Here is a 12369-nt window from a genome sequence, read left to right on the forward strand (position 1 = left end):
GCCCTTCAGAGTGCTAATCCTTGATTAATCTCTCATTGGTAATTGATTCACATAAGCATCAGATATAGACAGAAGCTCTAGAGTCTCTTCATACATTTTTCTGTACGGTACCAGATCCACAACTGCTTCATGTGTCTTGATATTCGTAGCAGAACCGTCTTCCAGACTCTGACCAGGAATAAACAAGATGTCATCATTAATAAAGGAACCACTTGGCATATAGAAGCGTTCGCCCAGTACATTATGGGTTGTATTGAGCAAGTCTTGACCAAAGTATGTCGTGTTTGAAAGATCAAGCCCAACTAAATTGGCGATAGTTGGCATAATATCGACTTGACCACCCATATTTTCCATCGTCTTGCCAGTTTCATTGCCTGGAACCTTAACAATCAGTGGAACCGTGAACGCATCCACTTTATCGTAAACATGTCCTGTCAGGCTCTCAATAATCGGTTTCCCATCTTTACCCTGATCATCTTGTGTAATGCCATAGTGATCACCATACAGAACAATAACTGTATTATCCCAGAGTCCATTTTGCTTCATTTTCGCAAATAAATCTCCTAGCTGCTTATCTACGTAATGCTGGGCCTGCATGTAATTACCTACATTTGTCCCTTCCCAAGCTGGTGGTAGTGCTAGTGTATTCTTCTCTTGCGGAATAACAAAAGGGTGATGTCCCGACAAGGTAATGATCTGAGAATAGAACGGTCGGTTCTGCTTTTGATACTCCTCCAATACCCCTAGGGTTTTATTGAATAAAATTTCGTCAGATGGTCCTAGTCCAACAATATCGTCATATCCAAAGAAATCGGTATCATAATATTTATCAAAGCCCAGTCCTGGATACATTACATCTCGATTCCAAAAATCTACCTTATTTACGTGAAAGGTCATACTCGCATAGCCTTGTTCCTTTAACATACGAGGCAAGCTTGGAATCTCTCTTTCTCCAAAAGAAACAGACATCGGTGAAGTTCCTACTGGATAAATTGAGGTGTTGCTAATAAATTCAGCATCCGAGGTGTTTCCTTGCCCCACCTGTTGGAAAAAGTGTGGGAAATAATAGCTTTCCTTAATCAAGGCATTAAGATTTGGCGTGATTTCAACACCGTTTATTTTTTTATGAAGCAAAAAGTTTTGGAAGGCCTCCATCTGAATAACCATCACGTTTTTGCCTTTTGCCGCTCCAAATAATTGCTTAGGCTGCTGTTTTTCACGTTCAGCCTTTAGTTCCTTAATACGTGCTATATATTCCTCATTCCACACTGGAACCTTCTGATCTTTCAAGAAGCTATTCACTTGAAAGGTAATTAAGCCTTGTTGCTGGGCTTTTTTTGTTTCGTTTTGAATGCCGGCTGTTCGCTCTGCTTTTACACCCTCAAAAGAGAACAGAACCACCACAGAACAAGCTGTCAAAATTAAACGCTTGACCAAAGTCATGTCCACCTGTGCTTGAACCGCATCTTGTTTTTTCTTTTTCACGGAGCGATACCAGAGTAAGAAAATAACTATATCCAGATAAAGGACAAAATACTGTGGTTTAATTAATGTAAAAACACTAGAAGAAACGTCCTTTACCTGTCCGATTTGCATGAATGCTTGGTAGGTCATGATTTTTCCATAGTAGGAATAATACACAACGATCGCAAGCATAAAGCTAGACAGTAAAAAGTTAGCAATCGTATACATCAGTGTTTTTCGCTTATAAAAAAGCAAGGTAAAGATTACGACGATTAGCAAAACAGAGCTTGTTTCAGCCCAAAGCAAGTGAAAAGGGTTACGGTCATCGTAGATAAAAATTCTAAACCAAAAAAATTTAGATAGGAGTAACAGAGACGTTATCAGAGAATATTGTTTCCAATTCATTTTTTGTAAGCCTCTCTTTTAATCTATTATCGGCCGGTCTACCTAGTATGAGGCATTTCCGACCAAAATATCTTACCATAAACCTGCTAAAGTAGCACCTATCCTATAAAGAAATATGTTTGTCTGTGCCGGAAGTTACTAAAGAGAATCTAATATTTCAAGCAATCAAGACTATAACAAAAGATGACCAAACGGCCATCTTTGTATGGGTAGGAATCATTTTACATAAGAGTTCAACAAAGTTTAACATTCTAAGATTGATATAAATTTACCAATTGGTGGTTAGGGTAGAAGGTTTGGAGAATTTGCTCCACAGGCAGCCCCAGCTTATCAAGTGTCGAGGCACCATATTGACTCATCCCCACGCCATGACCATTTCCGCCGCCATAAATGATGACATTTTGAAGATTGCCTTGCTCATTATGACTTACTTCAAAGGCAACAAAGCCGGATGGTAACAGGCTGTAGTTCTTCATTGCTAGTTTAGCGTCATATTGAGAGGAATCACCCGCGGTTCGATGAAGAATGACATCTCCACCACCGGTATAGGTCTTAGAAGGACGGAGTAAATAACGTACATTGTAATCCTTCACTACCTTAAAGGTACCATTGCTTCCTTCCAAAATAAGCTCCTGAATGTTTCCATTCTCACCACGTTTGCTCACATAAAGATTATATAGGTCACCTACACCGCTAGAAGGAACGGCTCCCTTCACGAAATTCCCATCGCCATGACTGATAAATACTCCATTTGGATCAGCGGCAGCACGAGCAGCTAGATTTTTATTAATCGTATTTTGTAGCTCCCCTTTCGATAACTCAACCTTCCAGCGGAAAAATGGAGATTGGGAATCTACGCTCACGATTGATAAATCTTTGACAAACGAAAGCATATCTTCCTCACTTGAAATGGCTACTGGCAAAAATCCTTGTTTCTTTTGAGATTCCATAACAAAGCTCTGTGGAATCAAATATGGTACACCGCTTCCTGGAAATTGTTGTGTAATCGGATCAGGCCAAATTTCATGACGACCTGCCACCACTCCAGCAGATGATGAAAAGTAGCGTGCATCAACTAGCTCATCCCGATACTTCATGATGAGACCTGCTGTTGCCTCTACTGCTCTCGTCACTTTCGCATTTTCTAGGGTATTGTTGTAAACCTGGCTCATCGTACTATCATCTACATGAAAGCCTTTTGCCGCATAACGATTACTGTAGTAGTCGCTTAGTGCATATGTACGGGCTGCGATTGCCTGTGCTTTTAATGCTTCATCCCCGAAGGATGCTGGCATCTCGCTCGGTACGACTTGAAGCAAATATTGCTCAAGCGACAATTCATTGATGATAGATAGCTTACCGAAGGACACAGATGGTTTAACTTCCAGCACACCTCGATATTTAGGTGTTCCCTGTGCTCGCTTGAGACTTAGCACCTCAGTCAATCCATCTTTATTATCAGCAGGTACTACATAAAGACGTTCCGACATAGAAACGAGCGTTTGATTATTAACGCTAACAGTTAAACTGTTTCCTTGATTCGTAATGTTTACAACTTGATTAGGTGCAACCTCAAACTGCTGATTCGTTCTTTTATCAATAAGGTACAAGCCCTCCGCTGACTTTGCTTGGAACGTAGTGTGATCAAGTGAACCAAAGCCTGTATTGTACAATCCTATGCGCATCCGATCGGCACGTGTTTCTCCCTCTAGGACCAACATATTGACTTGATTTTGTCCATTTACATAAACTCTGACATTTTCCGCACCGACACGCACATCTGCCAAAGATTTTGGAACAAGCGAATCGCCAGATAATTGATAAACTTGTGCCTCGTTTGCTAACGTAAGCAACCCCGACCGTTCCAATTCAATTGTTTTCTTTGCCGTATCCTTCACCATAATTTTCTCGGTGAGATACGTTCCTTGATTCATTTGATCCATGGATCGGTATGCATCTTTGTTACTAGCCACAAGCACAGGGGCTTTTAGCTGGCTTGCCAAAGCACTCGGTGTGATGGCCGTTGACATGAGCACCACCAATGACAGGATCGAACTTGTTTTTTTCATGTTGTAGCTCCTTTCAGTTCCTATACAAGGCCTGTCCCCTTAAAAGGTCTTTATCAGGCAAGCATTTGCTACCCTTTGTGTTTTTTTGGATAACTTTCCCTTCTATGTTTAGACTCAAGACATGCCAAATAGTTTCACTTAATTTGAAAAAAAATATTTTAAAAATGCTCAAATCCAATATGTAATACGTATATATAATCAAAAATAAGTTCATATTTTTTAGTATTACTAAACTTTTAAAAGATAAATTTCATTCATTTTTTGGGATTTTTTCTACATTAAATTTTTTCGCTGCTTTTTTACGATTATGTTACTCCTATATAAAAAGGGTTGGGGAACCAGCAACACTATGCTGAAACCCAACCCTGCTAACATTAAATATAAAGCTAGCCACGCTTATTTTGGGAAGAAAGCGTACTAGCATATAGCGAAAATATTTCACGAATAAACACATCTTTTCCAAAAGGTAACTGAGGAAATAAAAAAATGAGCTGATCTACCTGGTTTTTTACACGATAAGGAATGGAGAAATCATCAAGTATCTTTTTAATTTGACCCCCATCCTCCCAGCTTACTTGATAACCAATCATTGCTTTTACCTGCCTCCTAACGCTGTCCACGGCATCGCCTTTTTGCTAATCAGTATGCCTAATGGTTAGGAAGGAAATACGACAAATGGATTATATCGTAAATAATGCTCTTAACTGGTGACGAGCTATGAAAAAATGATGCTATAAAAAAAGAACTAACCACAAGGGTTAGTTCCTTATTCCTACGCCTGACCTACTAATTTATGCCGAAAAAGCAAGTCGTGCATCTCTTGATTTTGTTCAATTTTCTCCATTAAGTCAGGGCAGATGCTTTCTGTTGACTCAATTGTCCATCCTGCTACTCTGGTACCGCATATAACCGCCTCTTGAAGGGTTAAACCAGTGGATAGCCCCATGACAATACCAGAGAAGTAAGCATCCCCAGCACCGCTGCAATCAACTAGATTCACAGGGAATACAGGCTGATGCCCTTTAGCTCCCGTCTTCTTGTCATAGAATACAGAGCCTTTCTCACCCAATGTAATAACCATTTGCTGTAATCCAGAATGCTTCATGTAGTCAGTAAGTACTGCTAATTGACCCGCAATTTCCATATTGGTAAAATCAATACCAAAAATTTTGTCCGCTTCATAATTATTACAAACAAAACAATCAAACTCATGTAGTAGCTCTGGATGCTCAAGCACGATTTCCATATTAGCTGGCAAACCATAGATTGGTTTGTTATGCTTTTTGGCTAAGCTCGTGATATGAGAAATGATCTCGTGATTTAAGTCCAACTCCGTAATAATATGTGAGGAGGCTTGAACAATCTCTTCTCCTCTATCCTTGATCAATTGTTCCATCTGTTTTAAATCTGGCATTTGAGAGATAGAGCCTTGTAATTCTCCAGTCTCATCCAAAATAACCATCCACATTCCCATTCCACCGTGCTTGGTATAATGAGAATAATCCGTACTTACATTTGCTGCTTTCAAACGATTCTCAACGTCTGGCCCCATACCGGTCGTCTCTAGTACCGATACAAAAGCGGTTGGACAGCCCGCTCTCCCAAGATTTTCAGCAATGTTACGTCCTACTCCGCCATGAACAAATTGGACATTCCCTAGATTCCGGTTTTTGGCCTCATATGCTTGAAACGGAAATCCTTTCACATCCATAAAAACTGTTCCTAGAACAGAGAGAAAAAGACTCATAATCACTAGACCCCTGTCTTTATATTGTTTTATGTCATTGATAACTAATCCATATGCCATTTACATTATTGTAATATTACCTTATTAGACAACATTCAACAATAGTTAAATGGCAAAACGGTTCGGCAATACCTGCTTATCGAAGAAAAACATGGTGCTACTGTATACAAATGAAATCCACGATTGCCATACGCTTTACCTTCAAAAGTAAAAGAGCGAACAAGAAACATTCCGCGTTTCTCCATTCGCTCATGCCAAGCTTTAATTGTTAGAATTCCTATGAGCCGCCTGTTCTTCTACGTTGATTGTTAGGCTTCTTGTTGTTTTGCGTCTTTAGTACTTTAGTTGATTGATTTCCTTTTTGAAAATCCTTGTCACTTGCCTGTTGTTTTTTCTGAGCTAGTCGTTGTTTCATCGCTTCAGCTAGACTAATTTTTTTTGGAGCTTGTTCTTCTGACATAAATTTACACCTTCTTCATCGAAAACTACTTTCTATTGTATAGCTTTTTATGAAAGCGTTCAATAACCTATTTTTCTAGCAAAACCTGTAATTCTTCTCGTGCATAGGTATGAATTTGGTCTGAGTTATAAGTAGAAGCTGCACCACCTTGGGCAATCAATGCATTCCCCCCACCCTTTCCTTCGATTCGTGGTAGAATACGCTTTACCCACGTGTTCATCTCAACACCTGCCTCTTTTCCACATGCACAGACAAATTGCTGCTTCGTACCACCTGTGATCAAAAGAACAATTGCATTCGCTTCCTGCCCAGTTATAAGCTGTGCTATTTTTTGTAGCTCAGATAAGGGCCGCTCTTCATACCGTTGCGTAATCAACATTCTGTCAGCTAGTTGTTCTGCTTGACGAATCAGCATGTCCTTCTCATGGGAGAACAACGCTTCTTTTACTTGCAACAGCTCGTCAGCTAGTTCCTTTTGCTCCGTATGTAATCGTAAGAGGGCCTCCTGCAACCCAGCCTCATTTGTTTGTAGAAGACGGCTAACCTGTCTTAACAGGGCATGCTTATCATGCAATCGCTCTACTGTTCGTTTTCCTACCGTAAACTCTAAGCGAATATGCCCCTTATGCTTTTCCCACTGCAAAATAAGGATTGGACCTACTTCACCAGTGCGATTAGGATGCGTCCCTCCACAAGGATTGTAGTCAAAGTCAGGAATAATCACTAAACGAATATCTTCTTCAACAGTAGGTTTTTTACGTAACGGATATTTCTCCAGCTCTTCCTCATGTACAAAACGCGCGACGATATCACGATTCTCAAACACGATCTGATTTGCATAGGCTTCCACTTTTTTTGCCATCTCTTCGGTTAATTCTTTTATATCCAAATCGATGGTACAGGTTTCTTGTCCTAAATGAAAGCCGATGGTAGAGGCGCGATACTCCTCAGCAAAGGCTGCGGATAAAATATGTTGTCCTGCATGCTGCTGCATATGATCGAAGCGTCGATCCCAATCAATGCTCATCTGAATCTGTTTTTGGTCTGAATTGAGTGGGCTTTCTATTTGATGCCAGACCACGCCCTCTCTATCTTCTACATCTAGTACCTTATGCTGCCCTATGTATCCTGTATCGTGTGGCTGACCCCCACCTGTTGGATAAAAGATGGTTTGATCAAACGCAACCCAGTTTTTCTGAAATTCATCGGTGACTTGGTGTAAGACGGTGGCTGTACATTCCCGCCAATAAGGATTTTGATAGTAGAGTTTGGTTGTCGCTGAAATTAACATGCTACTCACACCTCCGCCTCTATTATAGAGGGAACCATGTAAAAAGAGCAAAAGAAGCACAATATTCGGGATAGCAAATCTATGAAAATAGTTCACAGCGATCCAAACGCTGATAATCTTTCATTACAAACATCTTAGTTATGTAAACCTTTGTTGAGGCCTTTATCATACGTAGTTACTTTATAACTAAAGCATAAGGTCCAATAAATGCAAATCTCAGCATGACTCACCAGTGAAATGGAAATTTACACAATGAAAACAAAAGCAATCGGGATTTGTTGAACACGAAATACGAAAACAAGCTCAAAAATCATTTATTTATAAAGTATTTTTAGCCCAAAAAGCAGCGACATAATCTGTACAAGTCCGTTCGTATAAGGTAAAATTATACATAATAGACAAACATTTTAAATACAATTTGATACGTAAACAAAAGTAATCTATTTCAAAACTGTTCTTACATTACGGCAAAAAAATAACTTGGAAATGAGGTTATCTGATGAATACCTTACACACAATGTTAAAAATTCGTGCTGAAAAAACACCTGATTTGGAAGCTTTTGTTGGTGGGTCCACTCGCTATTCATTTCAAATGTATAACGAAAGAGTCAATCAATTGGCACATTATTTATTGGAAAACGGTATACAAAAAGGTGATCGGGTAGCCATCATGTGTAAAAACAATCACCCTTTTCCGACCATCATGATGGCAGCATTATGCATAGGAGCAATCGTTGTCCCCTTAAATCTTACCTACTCCTCTTATGAATTAGACGGCATCCTCAATACATCTAAGCCGAAAATACTTTTCTATGACCAAGAATTTGCAAACGCACTTCCCAAAAAGGATCTACTCCCCACTTCGATATTAGTAGGCATAGGAATGGATACCTCAACAGCTTTTGAAGAAATCTTTAGTGGCAACTATCCTTCTTCGCCCCCTGCTGTAACCGTAAATGAAAACGATACAGCATTTTACTGCTTTACTTCAGGAACCACTGGCAATCCAAAAGCTTGCGAGCTCATCCATCGCACTTTCTCTGAATCATTTAATGAAATGCTTTCTTATCCCCATGCTCATCAAAATGAACGTTTTCTTGCCGTCCATCATCTCTACCATCTAAGTTCGATTAATAACATGCTATATAGTATCGTTGCTGGAAATACGCTCGTCTTTTTGCATGATTACGATCCCGTAAAAATTTGGGAGATGATTGATCAAGAAAACATTACGATGATGATTGCTTTCCCTTATATTTTTACCTATATGCTACAAGAATTTAAAAAAAGCCAAAGAAAAACAACATCACTAAAAACTGTCAGCACAGGAGGCACAAAGGTTCCTTCTACCTTAATTAAGAACTATCACGAATTAGGAATTACAATGTCAGTCACTTATGGATGCACGGAAGCTATCGGAGTTAGCTTCTATACTCCTGAAATGGGGCTGGAAAAAACCGAATCTGCCGGAAAGCTCCTGCCAAAAGTTGTATGTAAAATTATCCATCCCCAAACAGGCGAGGAGTTGCCTATTGGAGAAGTTGGGGAGATTGTAGTGAAAAGCCCTTATGTATTTAAAGGCTATTGGAATAATCCTGAAGCCACTAATCAGGTGCTGAGAGAAGGCTGGCTACATACTGGTGATAGCGGTAAATTTGATGAGGATGGTTTTTTATATATTATGGGTAGATATAAAGATGTTATTGTATCTGGTGGAAGAAATGTCTATCCCGATCAGGTAGAAGATGTCATCATGCAAATACCACAGGTTCTAGAAGCAGCAGTAGTCGCTGCTCCTGATGAAATGTTAGGTGAAATTCCACGCGCCTATATCGTAAAGGAAGTCGGAAGTAGCCTTTCGGAGGAAAACGTTATCGAATATTGTAAACAAAGACTCGCTCTTTATAAGATCCCTCAAATTAGATTCACTGATGCTCTACCGAAGAATAGCTTAGGAAAGGTGCTAAAACAAAGCTTACGAGAACGAGCACTTGTCATGGAATAACAGATTTGTCGTTTACAAGCCAGTAGTCGTCTGCTTTGTTAAGAAGCTATTCCAGCGAAGAATAAACTGACTTTTATAACAATTCATCCGCTTATAAGCGATATAAATACCTTTGTGTATATGAAAAACTTGGAAACATGGAGAGTCTTCTCTTCTTGTTCCAAGTTTTTGTTTCTTTATGAGAGGAATGAGCTTCTTTAGTCGGCAAACGCTTTTCTAAGTATCCATTTTACAAATGTAGATTTTCTTAAAGAAGAGATTTTCATCTTTTAGGGCAAACTAATGAACACATTGTTACAAAAATGTGTTAAAATTGTGTTATTCTTAAGAAAGTCACAAAAATTTCACTTGTTTTCTTTCGAGATTTTTACTTTTAAAGGGAGGTTCCAACATGTTCACACTCCTAATTTGTATTATTATTGTAGCCATTGGAGGCGGTTTCTTTTTGTTGGGTCAAAAAAGAAGCTCGTAAAGCACACACCATCTACGCTTCTCGATCTTCTTTTTGGGGAGTAGGATTTCTTTTTGAAGCGATTATGGATACTCATCAGGAATGTACAATTGAATCATTTTTTCATCCCACGAGACATTCCCCTAAACTACTGCTTTCTGAAGAGCAGTTTTTTGCTCTGCTCTTTTTTAATAAGCAATCAAATCGCCCGATATATTGGGAAAGCTTCTAGATTATAGCCACACAGCAAAAAGACAGCCACGTAAATACCACTATCTGGCGGCATAACGGACTGTCTATTCTTTTTATTTATCGTCATGAATAAAAACAGGGCTTGTTAAATGCCAGTAGCGCCGAGCAATACATAGTTCCGGCTCGTATTCAGGATGTCCAGTAATTTCTAGCTCTTCTACACAACGTCCTGTCTTAGGAGCGTGAAGCATCCGTGTACCTCCCAGCGAGATGGCCACGTGATGAACAGCACCCTTCCCTTGTTCATAGGCAAAAAACAATAAGTCTCCTGGTTGTACCTTATCCAACGGTATCTCTTGACCAAATGCAGCTTGATTGGATGCATCACGAGGAATTATTTTGCCAAATGCTTTATGCATGGAATAGGCAAACCCTGAACAATCATAGCCAAACGAAGAAGTCCCAGCCCACAGATAGGGCAGTCCAAGAAACTGCCTACCTGCGTGCACAATCAGCTCTCCTGAAACATCGCTCTTCTCGCCACGTGTACGGATAGACACATCTGCCTTTAGTAGCCACCGCTCCCCGATGGGGGTCTGTACCCGAACCCACATCTCTTCTTGTTCAACGACAGGCAATTCAGTTAGGTAGCTCAATTCAAGCTCAATTGCTTTAGAAGGAAGCTTAGCTTCCCCGGTAACGGGCCCTTTCTTTTCAACATACAAGCACGCCTTATTGACTTGTACGACGGCAATGAGCTCTTCCGGTGTGGAAACGGGCCAATTCACCAGAGTCAATTGGGCACGAGGCATCCAGCCTGGATAACCCTTCTTATTTTTTAGAGTAGGCTGGTCACTGACAAGGACTTTTACCCAATCCCCAGCCTCTTCCTCTACATGAACAATCGTTCCAAACAAAACCTGCGTCTGTGTCTTGTTTGCCTCACAAAGCTCCAGCCGTTCGTGATAGCCAAGAACACGCAACCACTCAGAGAGCTGTGCCGGATTTTGTAAGGCAGGCAGATCTAACTCGCGTGGTGATTCTGGAGATGTCCAAAGGGTTGCTACATTTACACTAACAACATACTGCTGTTCATAAGTAATCATGTGTGTTCTACCTCCAGCACATCAGTTATACCTAGTCCGGGAGCATCTGTTAGCTTCAGGCAACGCCCCTCATACACGACCCCACCTTTCACCGTATCATGCTGTAGCATTAATGGAGCATCGAAGTCAAAGCGAGTAATATTTTTCTTACTTGCGGCAAAATGAGCGGCTGCCGTGATACCCAAACGAGTCTCAATCATGCTCCCCACCATACATTCAACGCCACATAACTCTGCCAATTGATTAATTTGTTGAGCTTTATAGATTCCGCCTGCTTTCATTAATTTAATATTGATAAGATCAGCAGCGCGTGTGGTTAATACAGCATACGCGTCCTTGGGACTAAATACACTTTCATCAGCCATGATCGGTGTATCCACATGATCTGTTACCAGCTTTAGACCTTCAATATCATGTGCTTTAACTGGCTGTTCCACCAATTCTATAGCCAATCCCATCTCTTCCATCTTGCGTATCGAGCGAATCGCTTCCTTGACCCCCCAGCCCTGATTAGCATCCAGTCTAATTTTGACCTGAATGCCTACACGGTTGCGAATTTCCTGAATACGAAGGATATCCTGTTCAATGTCATCTTTGCCTACCTTAATTTTTAGCGTATGAAATCCAGCCTGCAAATAGGAAACGGCGTCCTCTCCCATCTCTTGAGGGGAGTTCACACTAACCGTATAATCCGTCTCCATACTGTTTCGGAATCCTCCTAAAAACTGATACAACGGCATTTTGGCTTTTTGTGCTACTAAATCATATATAGCCATATCAACTGCTGCTTTTGCACTATAATTGCCTACCATACAGCTATGGAGCGTTTGAAAAATATCTTCATAGTTAGACAAAGATTTTCCGACTAATTGTGGCCGGATGACATGCAGGATAGCCCCCTCAATGCTATCAAGACTATCACCAGTGATCACCACAGTTGCTGGGGCTTCTCCAAATCCATGACATCCAGTATCGGTCGACACCTTTACAATAATCGATTCTGAAGTAATTACCGTTCTCAAGGCTGTTTTAAAAGGTTTAATCAGCGGCACAAATTGACGTCTGATTTCTATGTCAGTAATATTCATGAGGAACCTCCAGTTATTGGAATTATGGAATACTTCAGTAAATTACACGTTAAAATAATAAACGTAGTATACCAAAATTATCTGGGTTCGC

The 12369-nt window shown here is 40.3% G+C and carries 9 protein-coding genes; 1 reads left to right on the plus strand and 8 read right to left on the minus strand.

Translation table 11 applies throughout. The features are described from left to right. Positions 1–24: 24 nt before the first annotated feature. From GOP56_RS06295 to GOP56_RS06320, 6 genes are all read right to left on the minus strand, one after another. Entirely contained in the window at positions 25–1869 is a 1845-nt protein-coding gene (locus GOP56_RS06295; RefSeq protein ID WP_163245073.1) for an LTA synthase family protein, read from the minus strand. A gap of 251 nt (positions 1870–2120) precedes the next feature. Then, entirely contained in the window at positions 2121–3938 is a 1818-nt protein-coding gene (locus GOP56_RS06300; RefSeq protein ID WP_163245075.1) for a SpoIID/LytB domain-containing protein, read from the minus strand. 386 nt (positions 3939–4324) lie between these two features. Continuing rightward, a complete protein-coding gene (locus GOP56_RS06305) occupies positions 4325–4528 on the minus strand; it encodes a hypothetical protein (protein WP_163245078.1) in 204 nt (67 codons plus the stop codon). Positions 4529–4710: 182 nt separating this feature from the next. Beyond that, positions 4711–5685 carry a PfkB family carbohydrate kinase gene (locus GOP56_RS06310; RefSeq protein ID WP_003336088.1) on the minus strand — a complete coding sequence of 325 codons (975 nt, stop codon included), beginning with the start codon at positions 5683–5685 and terminating at the stop codon, positions 4711–4713. A gap of 277 nt (positions 5686–5962) precedes the next feature. Beyond that, the gene (locus GOP56_RS06315) at positions 5963–6145 is read right to left on the minus strand and encodes a hypothetical protein (RefSeq protein ID WP_163245081.1); all 183 of its coding nucleotides are present in this window, start codon (positions 6143–6145) and stop codon (positions 5963–5965) included. A 67-nt stretch (positions 6146–6212) separates the two neighbouring features. Further along, complete coding sequence (locus GOP56_RS06320; protein ID WP_163245084.1) at positions 6213–7436, minus strand: alanyl-tRNA editing protein; 1224 nt, start codon at positions 7434–7436, stop codon at positions 6213–6215. A gap of 499 nt (positions 7437–7935) precedes the next feature. Here GOP56_RS06320 and GOP56_RS06325 point away from each other — a divergent pair, with 499 nt between their 5' ends. Next, positions 7936–9441 carry a class I adenylate-forming enzyme family protein gene (locus tag GOP56_RS06325; RefSeq protein ID WP_163245085.1) on the plus strand — a complete coding sequence of 502 codons (1506 nt, stop codon included), beginning with the start codon at positions 7936–7938 and terminating at the stop codon, positions 9439–9441. 756 nt (positions 9442–10197) lie between these two features. On the opposite strand, the gene GOP56_RS06335 is transcribed toward GOP56_RS06325, so the two are convergent. Both GOP56_RS06335 and GOP56_RS06340 read right to left on the minus strand, forming a co-directional pair. Next, the gene (locus GOP56_RS06335) at positions 10198–11190 is read right to left on the minus strand and encodes a C40 family peptidase (RefSeq protein ID WP_163245091.1); all 993 of its coding nucleotides are present in this window, start codon (positions 11188–11190) and stop codon (positions 10198–10200) included. Further along, on the minus strand, positions 11187–12278 hold the full coding sequence (locus GOP56_RS06340) for a mandelate racemase/muconate lactonizing enzyme family protein (protein WP_163245093.1): 1092 nt from the start codon (positions 12276–12278) through the stop codon (positions 11187–11189). The genes GOP56_RS06335 and GOP56_RS06340 overlap by 4 nt, the downstream gene beginning before the upstream one ends. Positions 12279–12369 lie beyond the last annotated feature (91 nt).

This window comes from Brevibacillus sp. 7WMA2 (assembly GCF_010748895.1).
Taxonomy (GTDB): Bacteria; Bacillota; Bacilli; order Brevibacillales; family Brevibacillaceae; genus Brevibacillus_B; species Brevibacillus_B halotolerans.